The organism is Mesorhizobium sp. B2-4-15, assembly GCF_006658505.1.
Taxonomy (GTDB): Bacteria; Pseudomonadota; Alphaproteobacteria; order Rhizobiales; family Rhizobiaceae; genus Mesorhizobium.
The window spans coordinates 156,303-178,762 of the sequence record NZ_VFUZ01000005.1 but is presented as its reverse complement, the minus strand read 5'-3'; the positions used below and the strand labels follow the sequence as shown (position 1 = coordinate 178,762).

At 63.5% G+C, this 22,460-nt stretch carries 22 protein-coding genes; 9 read left to right on the top strand and 13 right to left on the bottom strand.

Annotated elements, in window-relative coordinates:
- Window positions 1-2: 2 nt before the first annotated feature.
- The 3 genes from FJ930_RS08620 to FJ930_RS08610 form a co-directional block, all read right to left on the bottom strand.
- The gene (locus FJ930_RS08620; protein ID WP_141836791.1) at window positions 3-1,256 is read right to left on the bottom strand and encodes an LLM class flavin-dependent oxidoreductase; all 1,254 of its coding nucleotides are present in this window, start codon (window positions 1,254-1,256) and stop codon (window positions 3-5) included.
- Window positions 1,253-2,245, bottom strand: coding sequence for an LLM class flavin-dependent oxidoreductase (locus tag FJ930_RS08615; RefSeq protein WP_141836789.1), 993 nt, complete (start codon window positions 2,243-2,245; stop codon window positions 1,253-1,255). The genes FJ930_RS08620 and FJ930_RS08615 overlap by 4 nt, the downstream gene beginning before the upstream one ends.
- Before the next feature lie 128 nt (window positions 2,246-2,373).
- Complete coding sequence (locus tag FJ930_RS08610) at window positions 2,374-3,294, bottom strand: LysR family transcriptional regulator (protein ID WP_141836787.1); 921 nt, start codon at window positions 3,292-3,294, stop codon at window positions 2,374-2,376.
- Window positions 3,295-3,431: 137 nt separating this feature from the next.
- Between FJ930_RS08610 and FJ930_RS08605 the strand changes: the two genes are divergently transcribed.
- The 4 genes from FJ930_RS08605 to FJ930_RS08590 all read left to right on the top strand — a co-directional run bounded on the left by FJ930_RS08605 (window position 3,432) and on the right by FJ930_RS08590 (window position 7,991).
- The gene (locus tag FJ930_RS08605; protein WP_141836785.1) at window positions 3,432-4,649 is read left to right on the top strand and encodes a urate hydroxylase PuuD; all 1,218 of its coding nucleotides are present in this window, start codon (window positions 3,432-3,434) and stop codon (window positions 4,647-4,649) included.
- Between the two features lie 2 nt (window positions 4,650-4,651).
- On the top strand, window positions 4,652-5,965 hold the full coding sequence (gene guaD, locus FJ930_RS08600; RefSeq protein WP_141836783.1) for a guanine deaminase: 1,314 nt from the start codon (window positions 4,652-4,654) through the stop codon (window positions 5,963-5,965).
- A gap of 78 nt (window positions 5,966-6,043) precedes the next feature.
- The gene (locus tag FJ930_RS08595; protein WP_141836781.1) at window positions 6,044-6,550 is read left to right on the top strand and encodes a heme-degrading domain-containing protein; all 507 of its coding nucleotides are present in this window, start codon (window positions 6,044-6,046) and stop codon (window positions 6,548-6,550) included.
- 175 nt (window positions 6,551-6,725) lie between these two features.
- Window positions 6,726-7,991 (top strand): glycerate kinase, encoded by a 1,266-nt coding sequence (locus FJ930_RS08590; RefSeq protein ID WP_141836779.1) that lies wholly within the window; start codon window positions 6,726-6,728, stop codon window positions 7,989-7,991.
- Between the two features lie 110 nt (window positions 7,992-8,101).
- Here the strand turns inward: FJ930_RS08590 and FJ930_RS08585 are convergent, their stop codons facing one another.
- From FJ930_RS08585 to FJ930_RS08550, 8 genes are all read right to left on the bottom strand, one after another.
- Entirely contained in the window at window positions 8,102-9,292 is a 1,191-nt protein-coding gene (locus FJ930_RS08585) for an integrase core domain-containing protein (protein WP_141836777.1), read from the bottom strand.
- A gap of 152 nt (window positions 9,293-9,444) precedes the next feature.
- Window positions 9,445-10,302: a UdgX family uracil-DNA binding protein gene (locus tag FJ930_RS08580; protein ID WP_281408898.1), complete on the bottom strand. Its 858-nt coding sequence runs from the start codon at window positions 10,300-10,302 to the stop codon at window positions 9,445-9,447.
- 152 nt (window positions 10,303-10,454) lie between these two features.
- Entirely contained in the window at window positions 10,455-11,840 is a 1,386-nt protein-coding gene (locus FJ930_RS08575) for a glutamine synthetase family protein (protein WP_181763318.1), read from the bottom strand.
- A 32-nt stretch (window positions 11,841-11,872) separates the two neighbouring features.
- Window positions 11,873-13,255 carry an aspartate aminotransferase family protein gene (locus tag FJ930_RS08570; protein ID WP_141836771.1) on the bottom strand — a complete coding sequence of 461 codons (1,383 nt, stop codon included), beginning with the start codon at window positions 13,253-13,255 and terminating at the stop codon, window positions 11,873-11,875.
- Between the two features lie 199 nt (window positions 13,256-13,454).
- Complete coding sequence (locus FJ930_RS08565; protein WP_140744367.1) at window positions 13,455-14,429, bottom strand: WD40 repeat domain-containing protein; 975 nt, start codon at window positions 14,427-14,429, stop codon at window positions 13,455-13,457.
- Between the two features lie 88 nt (window positions 14,430-14,517).
- On the bottom strand, window positions 14,518-15,045 hold the full coding sequence (locus FJ930_RS08560) for a GNAT family N-acetyltransferase (RefSeq protein ID WP_140744368.1): 528 nt from the start codon (window positions 15,043-15,045) through the stop codon (window positions 14,518-14,520).
- A complete protein-coding gene (locus FJ930_RS08555; RefSeq protein ID WP_140606738.1) occupies window positions 15,042-15,320 on the bottom strand; it encodes a DUF1778 domain-containing protein in 279 nt (92 codons plus the stop codon). The genes FJ930_RS08560 and FJ930_RS08555 overlap by 4 nt, the downstream gene beginning before the upstream one ends.
- 82 nt (window positions 15,321-15,402) lie before the next feature.
- Window positions 15,403-16,470 (bottom strand): GTP-binding protein, encoded by a 1,068-nt coding sequence (locus FJ930_RS08550; RefSeq protein WP_141836769.1) that lies wholly within the window; start codon window positions 16,468-16,470, stop codon window positions 15,403-15,405.
- A 435-nt stretch (window positions 16,471-16,905) separates the two neighbouring features.
- Here FJ930_RS08550 and FJ930_RS08545 point away from each other — a divergent pair, with 435 nt between their 5' ends.
- The gene (locus FJ930_RS08545; RefSeq protein ID WP_140744370.1) at window positions 16,906-17,376 is read left to right on the top strand and encodes a MarR family winged helix-turn-helix transcriptional regulator; all 471 of its coding nucleotides are present in this window, start codon (window positions 16,906-16,908) and stop codon (window positions 17,374-17,376) included.
- 17 nt (window positions 17,377-17,393) lie between these two features.
- Here FJ930_RS08545 and FJ930_RS08540 read toward each other — a convergent pair whose 3' ends face one another.
- Entirely contained in the window at window positions 17,394-18,263 is an 870-nt protein-coding gene (locus FJ930_RS08540) for an AraC family transcriptional regulator (RefSeq protein ID WP_141836767.1), read from the bottom strand.
- Between the two features lie 53 nt (window positions 18,264-18,316).
- Here FJ930_RS08540 and FJ930_RS08535 point away from each other — a divergent pair, with 53 nt between their 5' ends.
- Window positions 18,317-18,724 (top strand): DUF2000 family protein, encoded by a 408-nt coding sequence (locus tag FJ930_RS08535; protein ID WP_140744391.1) that lies wholly within the window; start codon window positions 18,317-18,319, stop codon window positions 18,722-18,724.
- Between the two features lie 33 nt (window positions 18,725-18,757).
- Here the strand turns inward: FJ930_RS08535 and FJ930_RS08530 are convergent, their stop codons facing one another.
- Complete coding sequence (locus tag FJ930_RS08530) at window positions 18,758-19,177, bottom strand: GNAT family N-acetyltransferase (RefSeq protein ID WP_141836766.1); 420 nt, start codon at window positions 19,175-19,177, stop codon at window positions 18,758-18,760.
- A 266-nt stretch (window positions 19,178-19,443) separates the two neighbouring features.
- Between FJ930_RS08530 and FJ930_RS08525 the strand changes: the two genes are divergently transcribed.
- From FJ930_RS08525 to FJ930_RS08515, 3 genes are all read left to right on the top strand, one after another.
- The gene (locus FJ930_RS08525; RefSeq protein ID WP_181763317.1) at window positions 19,444-20,328 is read left to right on the top strand and encodes a DMT family transporter; all 885 of its coding nucleotides are present in this window, start codon (window positions 19,444-19,446) and stop codon (window positions 20,326-20,328) included.
- 124 nt (window positions 20,329-20,452) lie between these two features.
- Entirely contained in the window at window positions 20,453-21,475 is a 1,023-nt protein-coding gene (locus FJ930_RS08520; protein WP_140744373.1) for a LacI family DNA-binding transcriptional regulator, read from the top strand.
- Window positions 21,472-22,455, top strand: coding sequence for a 2-hydroxyacid dehydrogenase (locus FJ930_RS08515; RefSeq protein ID WP_141836762.1), 984 nt, complete (start codon window positions 21,472-21,474; stop codon window positions 22,453-22,455). Before FJ930_RS08520 ends, FJ930_RS08515 begins: the two co-directional genes overlap by 4 nt.
- The last annotated feature ends 5 nt before the right edge of the window (window positions 22,456-22,460 follow it).

The window sequence follows — 22,460 nt, the reverse complement described above, 5'->3', positions numbered from 1 at the left end:
GACTAAACCGGCTGTTTCAAGCCCAGATGCTGGCGCAGCGTGCGGCCCTCATAGTCCCCGCGAAACAGGCCGCGCCGCTGCAGCTCCGGCACGACGAGCGCGGCAAAGACATCGAGTTCGCCGGGGAAGTAAGACGGCATCACGTTGAAGCCGTCGGCCGCACCGCCTTCGAACCGCGCCTGCAATTCGTCGGCCACCTGCGCCGCCGTGCCGACGATACGCCAATGGCCGCGCGCGCCGGCGAAGTGACGGGCAAGCTGACGGATGGAGAGGCCGTCGCGGCGCGATTGCTCGACGACCAGGGCCTGCCGGCTTTTCATCCCCTCGCTTTCCGGCAGTTCGGGCAGCGGCCCGTCGATCGGATAGCGCCACAGATCGGAGATGCTGAGATAGCTGGACAGCAGCGCCACGCCGACGTCGTCGGGGATCAGCTCCTGCAATTCCTCATGTTTCTCGCGAGCTTCGGCCTCGGTTTCTGCCACCACGGGTGCTACGCCCGGCATGATCTTGATGTCGTCCGGCTCACGCCCATAGGCCGCCATGCGCCCCTTGAGGTCGTCATAAAAGGCCTTGGCTTCCTCGAAGGTCTGTGCCGCCGTGAACACGACGTCGGCGGTGCGGGCGGCAAGGTCGCGGCCGACATCCGAGGCGCCGGCCTGGACCATCACTGGCGCGCCCTGGGGCGAACGCGGCAGGTCGAGCGGATCGCGCACCGAAAAGCTCTGGCCATCGTGGTCGGAAGCCTTGCCTTGCCATAGCCTGGTGACCACTTCGGCGAACTCACGCGCCCGTTCATAGCGGTCGGCATGCGGCTTGAGGCCCGTCGAGCCGAAATTGGCGGCTTCGATTGGGCTGGCTGAGGTGACCAGGTTCCAGCCGGCCCGGCCGCCGCTCAGATGGTCGAGCGAAAGGAAGGTTCGCGCCAGGCCGTAGGGCTCGTTGTAGCTCGTCGATGCCGTCGAAACGAGACCGATGCGGCTGGTCTGGACGGCGAGCGCCGAAAGCAGGCTGATCGGCTCGAAGCCGATCGAACGGGACGTCTGGCTGGCGATGTTGACATTGGCCTCGCGCAGGCCGGCGGCATCCTCGCAGAAGATCATGTCGAACTTGGCCGCCTCGGCCGTGCGCGCCAATTGGATGTAATGGTCGATGTCGACGCCGGCCGTCACATGCGCCTTGGGGTGGCGCCAGGCGGCGATGTGATGGCCTGTCGCCCACAGAAAGGCGCCGAGCTTCATCTGGCGGGACGCGGTCATTGGTTACCTCCGCCGGCAAGTCCAAGATGCGAGCGCAAGGTTGTCCCACGATAGCCCCCTCGAACGAGGCCGCGCCGCCGCAACTTCGGCACGACACGATCGACGAGATCGTCGAGCGCCGGACCCCGCGCCGGCATCAGGATGTTGAACCCGTCGCAACTCCTTGACCGGAACCGTTCCTCCAGCCTGTCGGCGATGGTGTCAGGTCCATCACCGGCGGCGAGCGAGACATTCATCAGCACCCGCACGGCGTCCGGATCGCGCCCGGCCGCCATGACGCGGCGCTTCAGATCGTCAAAGCGTGCCTTCGCGCCTTCTGCCGGCCCGTCGTCCAGCAGAATGAGATCGGCGGTGCGGGCGGCGATATCCATGGCGGGCTCCGAAAGGCCGGACAGCACCAGCACCGGCATGTCCTGCGGCGAGCGCGCGACGTTCAGGGGTCCGCGCACCGAGAAGAACTCACCTTTGTGGTCGAGCAGATGCATTTTTTCGGGATCATGGAAGCGGCCGCCGCTCTTGTCGAACAGCAGCGCGTCCCCATCCCAACCCTGCCACAGGCCCTGCACGATGCAGATGAATTCCTCCGCACGGCGTCGAAAATCCTCGTCCGAAAATTCTTCGGGCTTGCTGAAGTTGGCGGCCTCGCGCGGGTTTTGTGTCAGCGATGCGTTCCAGCCGACACGGCCGTGGCTGACGATGTCGAGCGACGCGAAACGGCGCGCCAGATTGTAGGGCTGGTGGGCAACGGTCGAGGCCCTGGCGACCAGGCCGATCCTGCTGGTTGCAGTTGCCAGCGCCGCCAAGAGTGTCGTCGCCTCGAATGGGCTAATGGAAAGGGCGCTGCCAGGTCCGGAATCGGCAACGATAATCATGTCCAGGCCGACCTCTTCCGCCTTGCGGGCAAGGCCGGCAACAAGGCCGAAGTCCGCCGTTGGCATGGATGTAAGATCGAGGGAGATGGCGAGATGCATTGTCGTGGTGTTGGCCATCGGCTGCTCGTACCTCATCCAAGGGGCGGATTGCCCGGGTCAAACCGCGCAATGGACGAAGCTAAGTTCGTCCTCTGGCAAGGCAAGCTCTTCGGGTGGGCCAGTGGGCGGTCACTTGCCGGCCAGCTCTATTTCCCGGCGAGAATATCCTTGATCAGCCGCTGGCAGCGCTCCGCCATGAAGTCGAGCAGCAGCCGCACCTTCGGGTCTTGCAGTTTCTTGTGCGGATAGACGGCGGCGAATTGCACCGGCGTCGGCGGCGTGTTGGCGAGGATCACCTTCAGTCGCCGGTCGCGGATGAACGGTTCGACCTCGAAGCGCGGCTTGTTGATGATGCCGCGCCCGGACAATGCCCAGCCGGTCAGCACGTCGCCATCGTCGGTGTCGTAAGGCCCGTGCACCTCGAATTTCTGTGGCCCGGTCGGGGTCTGCAAGGTCCAGACATATTCGCGCGCGCCGGAATAGCGCAGCATCAGGCAGTCATGCTTGCGGCCGATCAGTTCCTGCGGCTCCGCCGGTTCGCCGCGCGCATCCAGATATTTGGGCGCGGCCACCAGCACGCGTTCGCAGTCCATGATGCCGCGCATCCGAAGGCTGGAATCTTCGATGATGCCCAACCGGAAGGCGACGTCGATGCCTTCCTTCATGATATCGACATTGTGGTCGGAGAGCCTGAGCCGCACCTCGATATCTGGATATTTGTCGTGGAAATCGGGAATGCCCGAAGCCACCAGCCGGCGCCCGAGGCCGAGCGGCGCCGTCACCTTGATGGTGCCGCGCGGCTGGCCGGAGAGCGCCGAGACGGCCGCCTCAGCTTCGGTGATCGCCTCCAGCACCTGCTTGGCGCCGGCATAAAACACCGTGCCGTGCTCGGTCGGCATCAACTGTCGTGTGGTGCGGTTGAACAGCCGCACGCCAAGATGCTTCTCCAATTCCTTGATGCGGTTGGAGGCGACCGCCGGCGAAATGCGCATGTCGCGCCCCGCCGCCGACAGATTGCCGAGTTCGACGACGCGGACGAAGACGGCGATGTTGTCGAGATAGGCCATGCGGTTCCGTGGCTTTCATGCGGCTGCGTATAGCCAACCTAGTATTTTCCATTTTTTTTTGAAAGTCATCGCACACCTCGCCTCTTTTCGTTTGCGCGCCACACCGTAAAGTCACCCAATCGGCAGGGACGACTTCAATGATGGATTTCGCGATTTTCTGGGACTGGCTGAGCTTCGCCGTGCGCTGGCTGCATGTCATCACCGCCATCGCCTGGATCGGCTCGTCATTCTATTTCGTCGCGCTCGATCTCGGGTTGCGCCAGCGTCCGGGCATGCCTGTCGGCGCCTTCGGCGAGGAATGGCAGGTGCATGGCGGCGGCTTTTACCACATCCAGAAATATCTGGTGGCGCCGGCCGAGATGCCGGAGCACCTGACCTGGTTCAAATGGGAATCCTACGCCACCTGGCTGTCCGGCTTCGCCATGCTTTGCGTGGTCTACTATGCCGGCGCGGACCTGTTCCTGATCGATCCCAATGTGCTGCCCATGTCGGTGCCTACAGGCATCCTGCTGTCGGTGGCAACGATCGGCGTCGGCTGGGTGGTCTATGATCTCCTGTGCCGCTCGCCGCTCGGCAAAAGCGACACCGGCCTGATGCTGGTTCTCTACTGCGTGCTGGTTTTCATCGCCTGGGGGCTGACGCACCTGTTCACCGGCCGCGCCGCTTTCCTGCATCTGGGCGCCATCACCGCGACGATCATGTCGGCCAACGTCTTCATCGTCATTATCCCCAACCAGAAGATCGTCGTCGCCGACCTCATCGCCGGCCGCAAGCCGGACCCCAAATATGGCAAGATCGCCAAGCAGCGCTCGCTTCACAACAACTACCTGACACTGCCTGTGCTGTTCCTGATGCTGTCGAACCATTATCCCCTGGCGTTCGGCACTCAATTCAACTGGGTCATCGCCTCGCTGGTGTTCATCATCGGCGTCTTGATCCGGCACTATTTCAACACCGTGCACAAGCGTGCCGGCAACCCGCACTGGACATGGCTCGGCGCCCTTGTCCTGTTCATGATCATCATCTGGCTGTCGACCGCGCCAAAGGTGCTGACCGGCGAACCGAAGGCTGCCGCCTCGGCGGAAGTCTATATCGCCTCCGCGCATTTCCCGGCCGTGCGCGACACCGTGCTCGGCCGTTGCTCGATGTGCCACGCGGCCGAACCTGTCTATGAAGGTATCTACCATGCGCCCAAGGGGGTAATGCTGGACACCGATGCCAACATCGCCAATCACGCCCGCGAGATCTATCTGCAGGCCGGCCGCAGCCACGCCATGCCGCCCGCCAATGTCAGCCAGATATCGGACAAGGAACGGGCGCTGCTGGTGGCCTGGTTCGAAGGCGCGGGGAAATAGGCATGAGCTCGACTCTTCTGCGCGGCCGCACGCTGTCCTTCGTGCGCTGGCCCGAAGCCATCGACGATCATTCCGCCTGGCGCTACGAGGAGGATGGCGGCCTGCTGATCCGCGACGGCAGGATCGTCGCTACCGGCGCCTATGCCGATGTCGAGAAACAAGCCGGTGAGGGGACAAACAAGATCGATCACCGGCCGCATCTGCTGCTGCCAGGCTTCATCGATACGCACGTGCATTTCCCGCAGATGCAGATCATCGCTTCCTACGGCGCCGAATTGCTCGATTGGCTGAACACCTACACCTTCCCGGAAGAGACGAAATTCGCCAACGCGCAGCATGGCCGCCGCATCGCGCGGCTGTTCCTTGACGAGACGGTGCGCCACGGCACGACTACGGTGGTCGCCTACTGCTCGGTGCACAAGGCCTCCGCCGAGGCCTTCTTCGCCGAGTCCCATGCGCGCGGCATGCTCAACATCGCCGGCAAGGTGATGATGGACCGCAACGCCCCCGAGGGCGTGCTCGATACGCCGCAATCAGGCTATGACGACAGCAAGGCGCTGATCGCGGAATGGCACGGCAAGGGCCGCCAGCACTATGCCATCACCCCGCGCTTCGCCATCACCTCCTCGCCGGAGCAGATGGAGATGGCCGGCGCACTCTGCCGCGAGCATCCCGGCCTGCACATGCAGACGCATCTGTCGGAAAATCATGCCGAGATCGCGTTCACGCAACAACTGTACCCCTGGTCGCGCGACTACACCGACGTCTACGAACACTATGGATTGCTGGGCAAAAAGAGCCTGTTCGGCCACTGCATCCATCTCGGGGAACGTGAGGCCGATGCGCTTTCCGACAGCGGTTCGGTGGCGGTGTTCTGTCCGACCTCGAACCTGTTCCTCGGCTCCGGCCTGTTCGACTATCAGCGCTATCGCCATCGCGAGAAACCGTTGCGGATCGCGGCGGCCACCGATGTCGGCGGCGGCACCAACTATTCCATGCTGCGCACCATGGACGAAGGCTACAAGGTGATCGCGCTGAACGGCGAGAAGCTGAACCCGTTCCAGTCCTTCTGGCAGATCACGCGAGGCAATGCCGAGGCGCTGTCGATGGTGGAAAAGATCGGCACGCTGGGTGAAGGCACCGATGCCGACATCGTCGTGCTGGATGCCAGGGCAACACCCGCGATGCGGCTCAGGATGGAAACGGTCGAGACGCTGGCGCAGGAATTGTTTCTGCTGCAGACGCTGGGTGACGACCGCACGGTGCGCGAGGTCTATGTCGCGGGGCGGCCCGCCAAGAGTGACATAGCGAATTAGAGCGGTACGGTGCGTTCCTTGCTTGACCCGGCGGCAGCCATCGGTCAAAGCGTGCGGCGAAGTTGACAGGGGAACGACATGGCCGTTGCTGACGACATCGCTCTGATCAAGAGACAGGAAGAAACCCTTGTCTTTGCCGCCTTCGATGAAGCCGTTGCCTTCACGATCGGCTCGGTCATCCGGGACCGCGCAATCGCCGAAAACCTGCCCATCATCGTCGACATCAGGCTGTGGGACCGGCCGCTCTTCTACGCGGCAATGCCCGGGTCCAACGCCTCCAATCCCGACTGGGCGCGGCGCAAGATCAATGTCGTCAAGCGGTTCCTGCGAAGCACCTACCGCATGGTGCTGGAACAGCAGCGCCCGGACCGCACCTTCAAGGTCGGCGAGGGGCTGGACATCTCGGACTACGTGCTGGCAGGCGGCGGCTTTCCGGTCACCGTCAAGGGCGCTGGCGTCATCGGCGTGATCGCCGTGTCCGGACTGCCGGAGCGCGAGGATCATGGCGTGGTGGTCGACACGCTGTGCGAATATTTGAAGATAAATCAAAGCAAACTGGCATTGCCGCCGGAATCAAATTCGTGACATCGGCGCCGCCCCTCATCCGCCTGCCGGCACCTTCTCCCCGTATAGGGACGGGGAGAAGGGCGCTGATCGCGACGCCAGCGACCCCCTCTCCCCGTTCTTCACGGGGAGAGGGTAAGGGTGAGGGGCAGCGCCAACTTTTCAAAAGTTCGCAAACCGCACATGGCGGCCAGATATGACCGTGCTCGACCCCAAACCCTTCCTCATCTCGATCTTCAACGCCGCCGTCGCAGCCGCCGATCCGGAGCGGACCATCAGGGATCATTTGCCGGAGAAGCCCAAGGGCCGCACCATCGTCATCGGCGCCGGAAAGGGCTCGGCGCAGATGGCGGCTGCTTTCGAGAAGGTCTGGGACGGGCCGATCGAAGGGCTGGTCGTCACCCGCTACGGCTATGGCGCCAAATGCGAGCGCATCGAGATCATCGAGGCGGCGCATCCCGTGCCGGATGCCGCTGGCCTCGAAGCCTCCCGGCGCTTGCTCGCAAAAGTCCACGGCCTCACGGCGGACGATCTGGTCGTGGCGCTGATTTCCGGCGGCGGCTCGGCACTGCTGCCGTCTCCGGCCGAGGGCTTGACACTGGCCGATGAGATCGCCGTCAACGAGGCGCTGCTCGCTTCCGGGGCGCCGATCGCGGCGATGAACACCATCCGCAAGCATCTCTCCACCATCAAGGGTGGCCGGCTGGCCGCAGCCGCCTGGCCGGCCAAGGTGGTGTCGCTGGTTGTCTCCGACATTCCCGGTGACAATCCAGCACTTGTCGCATCGGGGCCGACCGTGCCGGACATCGGCAGCCGCGAAGACGCGCTGGCATCGATCTCTGCCTACGGCATGAACCTGCCGGAGGCGGTGATCGCGCACATCAAGTCGCCGGCGGCCGACGCGCCAAATCCCGATGATCAGCGCTTTTCGCGCAATGAGGTGCATCTGATCGCTTCGGCCGGCGTCTCGCTGGAAGCCGCGGCGGCGGAAGCCAGGTGCCAGGGCGTCGAGGCCTTCATCCTCTCCGATGCCATCGAGGGCGAAGCGCGTGAGGTCGGCGGTGTTCATGCGGCCATCGCGCGCGAAGTGGCGACGCGCGACCGGCCGTTTCGAAAGCCGGTACTGATCCTGTCGGGCGGCGAAACCACCGTGACATTGCGGGCAAAGGGCAAGGGCGGCCGCAACTCGGAATTCCTGCTCGCCTTCGCCCTCGGCATCAACGGCGTGGCAGGCATTCATGCGCTGGCCGCCGACACGGACGGCATCGATGGCTCGGAAAATAATGCCGGCGCTTTCGCCGACGGCTCGACCGTATCACGCATGCGCGCGGCCGGCGTCGACGCCAAGGCGATGCTGGCCGGAAACAATGCCTGGACGGCCTTCAACGCCGTCGGCGATCTTTTCGCGCCCGGCCCAACCGGCACGAACGTCAATGATTTGAGGGCGATCCTCGTCCGGTAGCGTGCGTCGCACTGAAACAAGCGTGAGCGCTGCCCCTCATCCGCCTGCCGGTGTCCAGCCGATAGATGGGTAACACTTTGAACCGGATACATAGGTAACAGTTTTCTCCCTCATGATGAGTTCGCCGCAGCGCCAAGCGGTCGGGGTGGCGCGGCGCTGCGGCGAACCAGTTTCATGGTCTTTTCGTCGATGAGGCCGAGCGGATGGGCATAGAAGCGCATCGCCCATTCGCCATTCTCAGTCTCCTCGATGGCGATCGGCTCGCCGGCCAAGGTGACCGAGACATAGATTTCGGCACCCCGCCATTTGACGGCGCCGTTCTGGCGCACACCGCGCACCGCCGCTTCGGCCGGATAGTTGGGCTCGGCGGTCGTCTTCGGCATCGGACGGGTCGAGGGGCGGTAATGCTGTGCCGGGGTGTCCATGGCCAATGCTTCGTGCGGGCGTTCCTCATTATAGCTGTGCCGGAAGGCCTCGAAGGCCTGGGCTTGTGCCTGCCTGTCGGCCTCCGGTGCGTTGGCCATCGGCAGCATGGTCAGATGGAAACGCTCATGGCGCCCGTTCTGCTGCGGCTTGCCTGGCTGGATGCGCTCCAGGGCGATGCCAAGCTTGATGAAGCGCACCGCAAGCGGCGTCAGTCCGGTGACGCCAGCCGACGCAAATGGAGAGCCGTTGTCGCTTCTGAACCGATCCGACAGGCCGTTCTCCTCAAACAGCCGCTCAAACACCGGCCAGGCCTCCTCTTCGGCTGTCGAGCCCGTCGCCGCCAGCGCCAACAGGTAACGGCTCAAGCCATCCATCACCGTCAAGGGCTCGCAACGCCACCCGTCTCGGGTCCGGAACCAGCCTTTGTGGTCTCCCGTCCACACCGCATTTGGCTGCGCAGGCTCCGGCCATGGGCCGTTGCCCGCCGCCTTCCAGCGCCTGCGTCGCCGCCCGACAAGACCATGCCGCTTCAGGATCTCGCCGGCCGTCGAAGCCGCCGGCCAGCCGCAGCTTGGTTCGGCTCGCTCGAGCCTGGCCAGAATCTTCTTCGGCCCCCATAGCGGATGCGCCTCCTTCGCCGCCACGATCCGCTCCACCAGCTCCGATGCCGTCGCCCGGCCGTGTTTGAGCGGGGCTCGCGGCAAATCATGCAAGCCTTCCGGCCCAAGCTCCCGGTAGCGTCCAAGCCACTTGTAGCTGGTCTTGCGAGAGATATCGAAGGCCGCACAAAGCTGCGTCATCGTCTCCTCGCCACTAAGGCACTCCCCAACAAATCGAAGCCGCTCATCCATGAGCCCAATCTCTCGCCAAACCATCGCCGGTCCTCCCGGCGGACAAGAAAACTGTCACCCATGCAATCGGTCTATTCTGTTACCTATCTATCCGGTTCGGACAGCAGCGTCTTTCTCCCCGTCCCTATACGGGGAGAAATGCCCGACAGGGCAATGAGGTGCGGCGCCGACCATCATCAGGCAGCCATCAGCTTCTTCACCTGCTTCATATCCTTCAGAAACCGTTCGCGCTCGGCTTCCTTGTCGGCTGGCTCATGGATGCGCAGGATGAAGGAAGGGTGGATGGTGATGAAGACGCGCAAGCCATCTTCTCGCTCGATCACCTGGCCGCGCATCTTGGTCACCGGGATCGCCTTGCCCAGCAGCGACAATGCCGCCGTGGCACCGAGCGCCACGGCGAGGTTTGGCTTGATGAGCGCGAACTCCCTGTCGAGCCACCAGCGGCAGGCCTGGACTTCGCCGGCATTGGGCTTTGAGTGGATGCGCCGCTTGCCGCGCGGTTCGAACTTGAAGTGCTTGACCGCGTTGGTGACATAGACCTTCAGGCGGTCGACGCCCGCGTCGTCCAGGATGGCGTCGAACACCTTGCCGGCGGGGCCTACGAAAGGCTTGCCGGTGAGGTCCTCCTGGTCGCCGGGCTGTTCGCCGACGAACACCACTTTGGCGTTGTCGGGCCCTTCGCCGAACACGGTCTGTGTCGCATCGCGCCACAAGGGACAGCGGCGACAACTCTTCGCGACTTCGCCCAACTCGGAGATGGTGCTCGCACCATCGTCCTCAGACTCTTCGGCCGGCTGGCGTTTTGGCCAATGCTTCGCCTGCACCTTGGCGTGATGCGGCGCGGGCGTTGTCGGCATCCTGGCGATCATGGCTATAGCGGCCTTGTCCGCTCCTGCGATTAGATCTGGAATGAGCGAAGCCTCTGGAAGGTTCCGCCAATATTTTTCGGCATCTCCTTCTGCATTGCCTTCACCGTCAGCCGCGCCGGATTGAAGATGTTCTCGAATAGGTGCGCCACAGCGCCTCGATATCATCCTGTGCCGGCGCGCACCCTTGGCGGCGCCCGGCCCGATCGCCAGCTTTTCACGGATGGTGAGAGCACAATCCGTTCACGATCTAATTCGTCGCTACGCTACCTCTTTTGAGGCAGGCGGCGAAAAAGTGATCGCCGCCCATCGTCAGGTCGTCACACCTCGTGCAGGTAGAGATGATAATCCAGCTCGCTGACCGTGCGCGCCACGCGCAGGTACTCCGACTGCTTGATCGCCACGAAGGTGCGGTGCAGGTCTTCGCCAAGCGCCCCTTTCAGGAAGCTGGACGCCTTGGCGGCTTCAATGGCGGCTCGCCAGTCGGCCGGCATGCTCGTGCGCGTCACCTCCGCTTCATAGCCATTGCCGGTGGTCTCAGGGCCGGGGTCGAGCGCTTCGTCGAGACCCTTGATGATGCCGGCCAGCACCGTCGCTGCGATCAGATAGGGATTGGCGTCGACGCCCGACGGGCGATGCTCGATGCGCCGGTTCCTGGCGTCGCCCGCTGGCACGCGTAGCGCCACCGAGCGGTTGTTGACGCCCCAGGTGGGCGCCACCGGCGCATAGGATTGCGAGACGAAGCGGCGCCAGGAATTGGCGTGCGGCGCGAACACCAGCATCGATTCCGCCATGGTCTGGATCAGGCCTCCGAGACCGCGCAGCAGCGGCAACGACCAGGTTTCGCCGGGGCTTTCCGAAAAGACGTTCTTGCCGTCCTTGTCCTGCAGCGAGACATGGAAATGCATGCCGGAGCCTGCATATTTCTCGATCGGCTTGGCCATGAAGCAGGCGGTGACGCCATGCCGGCGCGCCTGGGCCCGCACCAGCCGCTTCAGCATGACAAGGTCGTCGGCGGCCCGCATCACATCCTTGCGGTAGTTCAGCGTCAACTCGTACTGGCCTGGCGCATACTCGGAGATCACCGTCTCGGCGGGGATGCCTTGCGCCTTGGCGGCGGCATAGATGTCGGAGAACAGCGGCTCCATGCCGTGCAGATGGTCGACCGAATAGACCTCCGTCTTGCCCGAAACGCGGCCGTCCAGCACCGCGCGTGCCGGCTGGACTTTCCCGTCGGCGTCGCGCTCATTGGCGAGAAGAAAAAATTCCAGCTCAAAGGCACCGGCGGGATAGAGCCCCTTCGAGGCCAATATGTCGACCTGCCGGGCCAGCGCCAGGCGCGGGTCCGACGACATTGGCTGGCCGTCGAGATGATACATCGCCATCAGCACCTGGCCGCGCGGTGGGCTGGTGCCATGGAGCGGCACCAGCGTGCCGGGAATCGGCCATGCCCTGAGATCGCCGTCGCCGGTCGTCCAGATCAGCCCGGTCTCGTGCACATCCTCGCCGGTGATGTCCAGCCCAAGGATCGAGATCGGCATGTGCCGGCCGCCCTCGAAGATGCTTTTCAGCTCGTGCCGGCGCACGATCTTGCCGCGGCCGACGCCATTGGCGTCGGTCAGCACGATGTCGAAGGCCTCGATCTCGGGGTGGGCGTCGAGAAAGGCTTGCGCCTCGGTGGGCGAGGAGCCCGAAGGTGAAATCATGATGGCACTCGGGTTTGGCTGGGCCGCTTGTCTCATGCCGCAAGCTTTGCCGCAACCGCGCTGAAGGCGGCGATCAGCCGGTCCACCTGCGCGGCGCGGGTTGCCGGCGAGATCAGCATCATGTTGTGGAACGGCGCGATCAGCACGCCGCGATTGACCAGCGCCACATGGATGGCGGCCTCCAGTTCCGGCGCATGCGCGGTCTCCGCCTCGGCGCCGTTGCGCAACGGCCCGGGGGCGCAGATGAACTCGACGCGGGCGCCGATACGGGCGACATGCCATGGCAGATTGTAGCGGTCGATCACCCCGGTCAGTCCGGCATCGAGCCGCCGCGCCAGATGATCCATGCGGTCATAATTCTCCTGCGTCATCACCTCTTCGAGCGTGGCGCGCATCGTGGCGAACTGCAGCGGATTGGCCGACAGCGTCGTGCCCATCCCGGAATAGCCGGGCTCCTTCGTCCTGTTGTAATCGGCATAGCGCGAGGCGACCTCGTCGCTCATGCCCCACACGCTTGCCGGCACACCGCCGGCGATCGGTTTGCCCAGCACGAAGAAGTCCGGTTCCAGTCCGTATTTCCCGGTGTAGCCACCGGGGCCGGTCGAGATCGTGTGCGTCTCGTCAATCAGGAGCAGCGTGCCGGCTGCGTGGGTCAGTTTGCGCAGCGCGTCATGAAAGCCCGGATCGGCCAGCACCATGCAGGAATTGGTCAGCACCGGCTCGGCGATGACGCAGGCCACATCCTTGTCCTTGAGCGCGGCTTCAAGCGCGGCGACGTCGTTGAACTCGATGACCTTGGCCGTGCGGGTCAGGTCGCGGAACTCGCCCGCCAGCCCGGGCCGGTTGACCGGCTTGCCGTCGATCAGCCGCACCATCGTCTCGTCGACCGAGCCGTGATAGCAGCCGTTGAAGACCAGGACCTTCTCCCGCCCGGTGACGGCGCGGGCAACGCGCAGCGCGAAGCGGTTGGCGTCGGTCGCGGTGGTCGCGATCTGCCAGAATGGCAGGCCGAAACGCTGCTGCAGCAGCGGCCCGATGGCGAGCGCGTCCTCGGAAGGCAGCATATAGGTCAGGCCACGACCGGCCTGACGGCGGATGGCGCGCGCCACCGGCGGCGGCGAATGGCCGAACATCGAACCGGTGTCGCCAAGGCAGAAATCGTCAAGTCTGTTGCCGTCTATGTCGGTGATCGTAGCGCCCCTGGCACTGTCGACCAGGATCGGAAACGGCGTCGGCCAGTCGTTCATCCAGTGCATCGGCACGCCACCGAAGAAGCCCGGCAGGCCGTTGCCGGCCTTGGCGTGCGATTTCGGCCGGGCCTTGCGGAAGGCCTCGGCCTCGCTGTCGCGCAGTTCGGCGATGCGGTCACGGCCGATGCCACCGATGGATGTCTTCGAACTGTCGCTGCTGTGCATGAAACCCCCTCTGATAGGTTCCTCTTAGCCAATCAACCTCCGCGGCCGCAATTGGCCGCGCGTCTGTTCTGCATTGGCTCAGCAGTAGGGCAGTAGGGCAGTAGGGCAGTAGGGCAGTAGGGCAGTAGGGCAGTAGGGCAGTAGGGCAGTAGGGCAGTAGGGAGGCAGTTTCCCGGCCAGGCCCTATTGCCTTATTCCCTCAGGCCGTGATGTCGATGACGCCGCAGTCGCCGGCCGCGCTGCCGAAGGCGACGCGGCGTTCTTCCTTGTCCCACATCATCGAGGTGATGGCGCCCTTGCCCGGCCGCCGCAGCAGCACTTCCTTGGCGTCGGCGAAGCGCACCGCCATGACCATGCCGTCATCGTAGCCGATAGCCGCGACGTCCTGACTCGGGTGGCAGGCCACACAAGTCACCATGGCGTTGCCGCGCGTGCCGAGCTCCAGCGGCGCCTTGCCCATCGGCCCGTCCTTACCGGAAAACGGCCAGACGATCGCCGCCGGCGCACCGGAACTCGCCAGCCATTTGCCCTTCACGCTCCATGAAAGGCTTTTGACCTTGCCGGGATAGCCGCTCATGCGCATGTGCTTGCCGTCGGCCAGCTTCCAGCCATGCAAGGCGTTTTCCTGCATGGTCGTAACCAGAAAGGCGCCGTCGGGCGAGAAGGTGATGCCGGTATGGGCGCCGGCCCATTCAAGCTCGACCGGCTTGCCCTCGGCGGCTGGGAAATGCAGCGTCGCACCATTGTAGCGGGCGACACCGAAGCGCATGCCTTTGGGCGAGAACGCCAGCCCCTCGACGGAACGCGGATGGGCGAACTCCCTGGTCTTGCCGTCGGCAAAGCGCACGAAGGCGGTCTTGCCCGAGGCATAGGCGATGGTGCCTTGCGGCCCGGCGGCGACGCTGGTGATCCACTTCTTGCCGGCGCTCGCCAATTCGGTCACTTCGCCGCCGGTCTTCACGGCGAACGCCTTGCCGTCCTCGCCGCCGGTAATCAGCCGGTCATTGGCCGCGTCATGGAAGGCGCTGAGCAATCCGTCATTGGTCTGGACGGTCTGGTGGCCGTTGTCGAGCCGATGAATGGCGCCATCGGCCAGCGCAAAATGCGGCACATCGCCGAGAAAGAGGGCGGCGACGCAATGGCCTTCGAGATCAAGCGGGGCGACGGTTGGCATGATTATCTTTGTTCAGCGGGATGAGATTACAGAGGCGGCTTACTCGACGTTTGCGGTTCGGGCAACCAGGAGGCTCGCCAAGGGGTCATCAAAGCAATCCCTTGGCGCGCAGGCCGGACGCGAACGTTGCCAAGGGCATCACCAAGGTCAATTCCCGCCCTTGCACGCGCTCGGCTCCATAGCTGGCGTACCACCTCGCGGCCCGCTCGTTCTTGGCATCAATGATGAGCAGGATGCCGCCACCCTCGCCGGCGAGCCGCAGGCAGCGCAACGCGGCGGCGGCAAGCAGTTGACCTCCAAGCCCATGACCGGCAACGGTGCGGTCGGTTGCAAGCCGGGCAAGCTTGAAACCGGAAACCTCATGTCGCGCAAGGCCCTTCGTCATTGTTTCGGGCACGGTTTCATGAGCCACGGCAGACGGCGCGATGGTATAGAAACCGAGGATACGCTCCGAAGCTGTGTCATCGATCGCACAGAAAGTCTTGGCTGCATTCTGATCGTGGCTCTGTCGCGCGAACCTTCGCAGGAAGTCGTTCATTTGCCTGTCGCCGCAATCGAAAGACGGCCGATCGTGTCCTTTCGCGATCGGCTCCTCGTGCCAAGGCGGAAGCGTCACAGTGTATCCGGCAAAGTGGCGATCGCGGCCCGGAGCTTGGCGTTGGGTTTTGGCGGGTGTTCCAACAGGTTAAGGATGCGCGTGAAATCGCGGCCGGATACCGTCGTCACCTCGGCGGCTTCGATTACGGCTTGCGCTTCGGGCACGATCTTGTCGAGGATGAAATCGGTCATGTCCTTGTGCGACAGTGCCGCGGCACGGGCGATCATCGCCTTTTGCGCTGGAGGAATGCGGATTTGGAAGCGCTCGCTTTTGTTGTCGGCTGATCTAGGCATAGATATTTTCCCAGTGTCGATGTACACATACTATGTGTACATCGTGAGATATTCAACCCGCTAAGGCGCCGTGAGGCCAGGTCTACGCCTGGCAGGCGTCAAAGCTCTTCTTCAGCCGCTCGGCATCGAGCTCGCGGCCGATGAACACCAGCCGGCTCTCATGCTTTTCGCCGTCCTTCCAGGCGCGCTGGTGGTCGCCCTCGATGATCATGTGCACGCCCTGGATGACGTAACGCTCATCATCCCCCTTGAGCGCGATGATGCCTTTCAGACGCAGGATGTTCGGACCCTCCATCTGGGTGATCTTCTCGATCCAGGGGAAGAACTTCTTCGGATCCATCTCGCCGCCGCGCAGCGACACCGACTTCACCGTCACGTCATGGATGTCGGAGGGGTGTGCGTGGTCATGGTGATGATCGTGATCGTGCCCATCATGATCATGATCATGGTGATCGTGGTCGTGATGATCATGGTCATGATGATCGTGATCGTCATGCGCCTCGAGGAAATGCGGATCATTCTCCAGCGCCCTGGAAAGGTCGAAGGCGCCGCGGTCGAGAACCTCCGACAGGGCAACGCCGGCGCGCGTCGTGCGGTGGATCCTCGCCGCCGGATTGATGGCGCGGATCGTCGCCTCGACCTTGGCGAGTTCTTCGGGGGTGACAAGGTCGGTCTTGTTGAGCACGACGACGTCGGCAAAGGCGATCTGGTCCTCGGCTTCCTTGGAATCCTTGAGCCTGAGCGGCAGATGCTTGGCGTCGACCAGCGCCACCACCGCGTCCAGCTTGGTCTTGGAGCGCACGTCATCATCCATGAAGAAGGTCTGCGCCACCGGCACCGGATCGGCGAGGCCAGTGGTCTCGACCACGATGGCGTCGAAGCGGCCAGGCCGGCGCATCAGGCCTTCGACGACGCGGATCAGGTCGCCGCGCACCGTGCAGCAGACGCAGCCATTGTTCATCTCGTAGATTTCTTCGTCCGACTCCACGATGAGGTCGTTGTCGATGCCGATCTCGCCAAATTCATTGACAATGACCGCGTAACGCTTGCCGTGGTTTTCCGATAGGATGCGATTGAGCAGCGTCGTCTTGCCGGCGCCGAGATAGCCGGTGAGAACGGTTACGGGAATCTGCGTCTGTGCGTCGCTCATGGCTTGCCTCGAAGTGACTGGGCCCTGGAAATCCAGGCCGAATAAAGGGATTGTCGGTTCCATATAGGATGTGTGCCGGGCTTTTGCACGGGGCAAACCAATGGGCCAAAGCGGCCGGCCGGGATTGTCCTGTGGTGATGGCGGCGGAAAGTGTCGCCGCTTCTGCGGCTGGACGGCAAAGAGGGCATCTTGGCAGGAGTCGCCGATCGTCGCGGCGGCCGCCGTCCTCGTCCTCGTCCTCGTCGCGGTGGATCCGAGGCTCCGGAAACTCGTTTGTCATCTAACTGAAATAAACATCTGGCATTAGCCACGGCGGACACCGCAATGCTTGCCGGCAAAGCTGTTTGGGGCGCCGGAATCTTTTTCGATCGTCGATTGCCAACCGGCCGGCTGCGTCTATGCTATGCGCACCGGTACGGCCGAAGAGGGATGACCATGGCCAAGGCGGACAAGACTGCAACAATGAGCCGGCTGCATTCGGCGGCAAGGCTGGCAAGAACGGCACTTGCGGCGCGGCTTTTGGCGCATGGCTTCTATGCCGGCCAGGATCAGATCATGCTGGCGCTCGACCGCGAGGACGGCCAGACGCCGGGCAACCTCGCCGGTCGCCTCGGCGTGCGCCCGCCCACCATCACCAAGACCATCAACCGGCTGCAGGCCCAGGGCTTTCTGGAAAAGCGCGCCTCCGAGTCCGATGCCCGCCAGGCGCATATCTTCCTCACCGATACCGGCCGCGAAACCATTCGCGCCATCGAGAAGTCGGTGAAGAAGACCGAAAAGCAGGCGCTGAAGGGCCTCGACAAGAAGGACCAGAAGTCGCTGTTCAAGCTGCTTGCCCGCATAGAGGCCAATCTCTCCAACGCGGAATTGGTCTTGATCGACGACGACGCCGAGTCGGACGACTGATCGCCTGATTGCAACGGTCAGGCAGCTGCCGGGCCTTCCCGGATCAGCGACGACCAGCGTCCCGGCGTCATGCCGAACGCCTTTTTGAAGTGCCTGTTGAGGTGGCTCTGGTCGGTGAAGCCCGCTTCGACCGCGATCTGCGCCAGCGGTTCACCGGCGGCGATCATCCGCCGCGCGCGCTGGAGCCGGCGCATCACCAGGAAACGATGCGGGCTGGTCGAGAAGGCGGTGCGGAAATGCCTCGATAGGGCATAGCGGTCGAGCCCGGTGACAGCTTCCAGTTCGCCGGAGGTCACGGGGCGAGTGGCGTTCTCCCTGAGATAGTCGCGCGCCAGCGCTGCAGCCCGCCACGCCGTTCTGGCCATCGGCTTAGCCGGCTGGCCGGCATGGCGCGACAGGCTGTGCATCAGCTGTGCAAGGAAATCGTCAACGAACAACTCGTCGAGTTCCTGCTGCAACGGCCCCAGCGCCGAAAGCAGCGTCGCGCAGAAGGCATCGTCCCTCACCACTGCATCCCTGACGAAGGGCAGGGATAGCCCGCCAAGGCAATCAAGCATCAGCGACGGTTCCAGATAGAGCATCCTGTAGCGCAACCCGTCCTCGGTGCCGGCACCGCCATCATGCAATTCGTCGGGATGCAGCACGATGATCTGGCCGGGCAGGCTTAGCCGCGTCACACCGCGATAGCGAAAGGTCTGCACACCCTGCAGCGTCACCCCGATAGCGTAAGTGTCGTGACGGTGCAGATCGAAGGCGCTGCCGTGAAACCGTGCCTCGATCCGCTCCATGCCGGCAGGGTCGGGAGCGGAGATGATGCAGTTTTCGGCCGCGCCGGCGCACAAACGTCCAAGACCCTCGAAGGCCTGGCGGTCTAGTTCGAACGACATCGTCTCCTTCAGCCTCGCAATCGGGGCCTAATTCTCGAATGGTCCATTTTCTCATGTTCGATACGAAGTTTGCAATCGTCCTGCGGGAAGACTTGCCTGTCTGGCAAAAACTCAACGTCACCGCCTTCCTGACCAGCGGCGTCGTCGCGCAGTTTCCAGACATTATCGGCGAGCCTTATCGCGACCGCGCCGGCAATCTCTACAATCCTCTGTCGATCCAGCCGGTCATCGTGCTGTCGGCCGATCAGGCGACGCTCGCCACGATCCACCGGCGTGCGCTGGAGCGCGGCGTGACCACCTCGCTCTATGTCGAGGAGATGTTCTCGACCGGCTTCGACGCTGCCAACCGCGCCGTCTTCTCCGAATTCGCGCCCGAGGACGCCAAGGTGGTGGGCATCGCATTGCGCGCCGAGAAGAAGATCGCCGACAAGATCACCAAGGGCGCCCGCATGCACGCATAGAGTAAAACTCAATCGGCGCCCGCCGCAGCACGATCAGCGGCCAAACCCTTGCCGCTCTCGAAACAATAGACTTGCAGTTCCTTTTGCAAAGCCCAGTTTGTTGTAGAAGGGGATGAGGGCGTCGGGGCAGTAAAGTTCGAAACTGCGCACTTCGGTCAATGTTTTGTGACCGATGATCCGATTGATGATTGCCTGCCCAAGCTGCTGTCCGCGAAAATCAGAATGCACGATCACATCGAAAATCATCGCCTTGAACGTGTAGTCCGTCAGCACGCGGGCGAATCCAATCAACTGGTCACCATCCGAACAAACGCCGACTGCTAAATCGGAATGCTCAACCATCCTGATGACATCTTCAAACTGTCGTCCGTTCGTCCACCATTCCCTGCTGTAGAGGTCATATAATTGACGCTGACGCTCGCCCTGGAACGTCTCAATCCATCGATCCGGCACATCTTCCTCCCGCTCCCTGGATCGGCCTACCAAACAGGAATGGATTCGAATTGAAAAGACTGTCGGGTGAAGTTGGATCGTCGACGTGATGTAGGACGAAGGCTGAGCCTGCTGAGCTGTCTTGTTATGCCAGCCGCTTTTGGCTTGCCGGCAGGCGACAATTCCCGCAAAAGGTGGGGTTCCAGCCCAGCTTTTCCCCCGGCCTGCAAGTGAGTGCTCCCCAAAGATATGTCGAAAGCGCGACGCCGCCGGTGGCGATCCTGTGCATGCTTGCGACCTACGTCTTCTTCACCTTCCTCGACACAAGCAGCAAATATCTCGTCCTCGCCGGCGTTTCCGCGCTGATCGTTGCCTGGGTGCGCTTTGCCGTGCATGTCGTGCTTGTCGGCGCGCTGCTGCGCGGCTGGCGCGAGCCGGTGCGGTTTCGCCCGGTCAACCTGCCGGCGCATGTGCTGCGCGGTGTCTTCCTGTTCGGCTCGACCATGTGCAACATCCTGGCCCTGCGCTCCCTGCAACTGGCCGAGACGACGTCGATTTATTTCTTCGGACCGATGGTAATCACCGCACTTGCCGGTCCGCTGCTCGGCGAATGGGCCGGCTGGCGGCGCTGGCTGGCCATCCTGACTGCCTTCGCCGGGGTTCTGATCATCACGAGGCCGGGTGTCGGCGTTTTCGGCATCGGGCATCTCTTCGCGCTGGGCTCGATGCTGTCCAACAGCTTCTATGTCATCATGACGCGCCGCATGTCGGCCACCGAAACGCCGGAAAGCCTGATCCTGTTCTCGGCACTGGCGCCGGCCGTGCTGCTTTTGCCCATGCTGCCGTTTTCATTCTCGCTGCCGCATGATGGCTGGCACTGGTTCGTGCTGCTCATGCTCGGCGTTTTCGGCGGTGTCGGGCACTGGCTGCTGGTGCAGGCCTATCGGTTGGCGACGACCACGGCGCTGGCGCCTTATCCCTATTCGCAGATGGTGTGGATGATCCTCTCCGGCTGGATCGTCTTCAAGCAGTTCCCCGATCGCTGGACACTGGTCGGCGCCGCCATCATCGTCGCCAGCGGCCTCTACATCGTCCACCGCGAGCACCGGCTCCGGCTGCAGAGCCGAGCGGTCTCCGATGTCGAAGCCGAAGCGCTGGCAAAAAAACTTTGATTTGCCCCCAATCGATGGCATAAGGCCGCCTTTAAACTGTTTAATGCATGTTGCCCAAAGGTGGGAACCGGTTCCGGGACAACCACATGCATAGGGACTGAAGCCGGTCGGGGAGCACAGGTCACTGGCACAGAAGATCAAGCTTTCGACGATCGCGGATGCGCTCGGCGTGTCCACCGCCACGGTGTCATTGGCACTGCGCGACAGCCCGCTGGTTGCCGGCAGCACGCGCGATCGCATCAAGGAACATGCGCGCGCCATCGGCTATATCTACAACCGCCGCGCCGCCAGCCTTCGCACCTCGCGCTCGGGCATTGTCGGCGTCGTCGTCCACGACATCATGAACCCGTTCTTCGCCGAAATCCTGCGCTCGATCGAAAGCGAGCTCGACCGCAGCCGGCAGACCTTCATCCTGTCCAACCACTACGACCAGCTCGAGAAGCAACGCACCTTCATCGACACGCTGCTGCAGCTCGGCGCCGACGGCGTCATCATGTCGCCGGCCATCGGCACGCCAGCTTCCGATATCCTGATGGCCGAGGAGAACGGTCTGCCGGCGGTGCTGATCGCCCGCACGGTCGAGGGAGCCGACGTGCCGGTGTTTCGCGGCGACGATGCCTACGGCACCGGCCTTGCCACCAACCATTTGATCTCGCTCGGCCACAAGCGCATCGCCATGATCGGCGGCACCGACCAGACCTCGACCGGCCGCGACCGCTACCAGGGCTATGTCAACGCCATGGAGGCGGCAGGGCTCGAAGTCAGGCCGTCCTGGCGCATCGCTGGGCCGCGTACCAAGCAGGCCGGCTTCGAAGCCGCCGGGCAATTCCTGGCGCTGAAGGACAAGCCGACCGCCGCCTGCTGCTGGAACGACCTCGTCGCTATCGGCCTGATGAACGGCATTGCGCGTGCCGGCCTCGTGCCGGGCATCGACATCTCCGTCACCGGTTATGACGATCTCGAAGAGGCGGCGATCGCCACGCCGGCACTGACCACCGTCTGGAACGGCCAGCGCGAGGTCGGCCGCCGCGCCGCCAGCGCGCTGCTCGACAAGCTCAACGGGCAGATGGTGCGGCCCTCGCAGGAATTGATCAAGCCGGAGCTGCATGTGCGCCAGTCGACCGGCAAGCCGGTGGAGCGTGCATGACCATGGCCGAACAGCTCAATACCGTTGCCATTCTGGTGCCAGCCGGCTTCAGCGACCATGCCGCCGAGCGCATCGACCGCACGTTCAGGCGCGTCGGCATAGATCGCACCGATCCGGCGCTGGTCACCGAGGAGATGCGCCGCACGGTGCGTGGCATAGCCTCCTTTGCAGGCATCGACGCGGCGATGATGGACGCATTGCCCAATCTCGAAATCATCGCCTCCTTCGGTGTCGGCTACGATTCGGTCGATGTCGGCCATGCGGCGGCGAAGGACATCATGGTCACCAACACGCCCGACGTCCTCACCGAAGAAGTCGCGGACACCGCGATCGGCCTGCTCATCAACACGATCCGCGACCTGCCGCGCGCCGAGACATGGCTGCGCGACGGTAGCTGGGTGCGCAAGGGCAACTATCCGCTGAGCCGGCTTACCTTGCGTGGTCGCAGCGTTGGTATTTTCGGCATGGGCCGTATCGGGCAAGCCATTGCCCGGCGGCTGGAAGCGTTCGGCCTGCCGGTCGCCTATCACAACCGGCGTCGTGTCGAAGGTCTTGCCTACCAGTACCATCCGACACTGAAGGGGCTCGCCAAGGCGGTCGACACGCTGATCTCGGTGGCGCCCGGCAGTGCCTCGACACAGAAGGCCGTCAACGCCGAAATCCTGTCGGCGCTCGGCGTCAATGGTGTCTTCGTCAACATCGGCCGCGGCAGCACGGTCGACGAGACGGCCCTTGCGGCAGCTCTTGCCAACGGCACCATCGCCGCCGCCGGGCTCGATGTCTTCGCCGACGAACCAAATGTGCCCAAGGCGTTGCTTGATGCGCCGAATACCTCGCTGTTACCGCATGTCGGTTCCGCCTCGGAGCATACGCGCCGCGCCATGGCGGATCTGTGCGTCGACAATCTGGTGTCCTGGTTCAGCGAGCGCCGGCCGCTGACACCGGTGCCAGAGACCGTGCATGTGAAGGCTCGCAACTGAGCGGC

Coding starts and splice junctions, on each gene's coding strand:
- FJ930_RS08615 (WP_141836789.1), bottom strand. CDS start 2,245: ATGGCCAACACCACGACAATGCATCTCGCCATCTCCCTCGATCTTACA.
- FJ930_RS08590 (WP_141836779.1), top strand. CDS start 6,726: ATGACCGTGCTCGACCCCAAACCCTTCCTCATCTCGATCTTCAACGCC.
- FJ930_RS08580 (WP_281408898.1), bottom strand. CDS start 10,302: ATGATATCGAGGCGCTGTGGCGCACCTATTCGAGAACATCTTCAATCC.
- FJ930_RS08565 (WP_140744367.1), bottom strand. CDS start 14,429: ATGCCAACCGTCGCCCCGCTTGATCTCGAAGGCCATTGCGTCGCCGCC.
- FJ930_RS08540 (WP_141836767.1), bottom strand. CDS start 18,263: ATGTCGTTCGAACTAGACCGCCAGGCCTTCGAGGGTCTTGGACGTTTG.
- FJ930_RS08575 (WP_181763318.1), bottom strand. CDS start 11,840: ATGATTTCACCTTCGGGCTCCTCGCCCACCGAGGCGCAAGCCTTTCTC.
- FJ930_RS08550 (WP_141836769.1), bottom strand. CDS start 16,470: ATGAGCGACGCACAGACGCAGATTCCCGTAACCGTTCTCACCGGCTAT.
- FJ930_RS08515 (WP_141836762.1), top strand. CDS start 21,472: ATGACCATGGCCGAACAGCTCAATACCGTTGCCATTCTGGTGCCAGCC.
- guaD (WP_141836783.1), top strand. CDS start 4,652: ATGAGCTCGACTCTTCTGCGCGGCCGCACGCTGTCCTTCGTGCGCTGG.
- FJ930_RS08620 (WP_141836791.1), bottom strand. CDS start 1,256: ATGACCGCGTCCCGCCAGATGAAGCTCGGCGCCTTTCTGTGGGCGACA.
- FJ930_RS08585 (WP_141836777.1), bottom strand. CDS start 9,292: ATGGTTTGGCGAGAGATTGGGCTCATGGATGAGCGGCTTCGATTTGTT.
- FJ930_RS08525 (WP_181763317.1), top strand. CDS start 19,444: ATGCTTGCGACCTACGTCTTCTTCACCTTCCTCGACACAAGCAGCAAA.
- FJ930_RS08545 (WP_140744370.1), top strand. CDS start 16,906: ATGGCCAAGGCGGACAAGACTGCAACAATGAGCCGGCTGCATTCGGCG.
- FJ930_RS08570 (WP_141836771.1), bottom strand. CDS start 13,255: ATGCACAGCAGCGACAGTTCGAAGACATCCATCGGTGGCATCGGCCGT.
- FJ930_RS08555 (WP_140606738.1), bottom strand. CDS start 15,320: ATGCCTAGATCAGCCGACAACAAAAGCGAGCGCTTCCAAATCCGCATT.
- FJ930_RS08535 (WP_140744391.1), top strand. CDS start 18,317: ATGTTCGATACGAAGTTTGCAATCGTCCTGCGGGAAGACTTGCCTGTC.
- FJ930_RS08610 (WP_141836787.1), bottom strand. CDS start 3,294: ATGGCCTATCTCGACAACATCGCCGTCTTCGTCCGCGTCGTCGAACTC.
- FJ930_RS08605 (WP_141836785.1), top strand. CDS start 3,432: ATGATGGATTTCGCGATTTTCTGGGACTGGCTGAGCTTCGCCGTGCGC.
- FJ930_RS08595 (WP_141836781.1), top strand. CDS start 6,044: ATGGCCGTTGCTGACGACATCGCTCTGATCAAGAGACAGGAAGAAACC.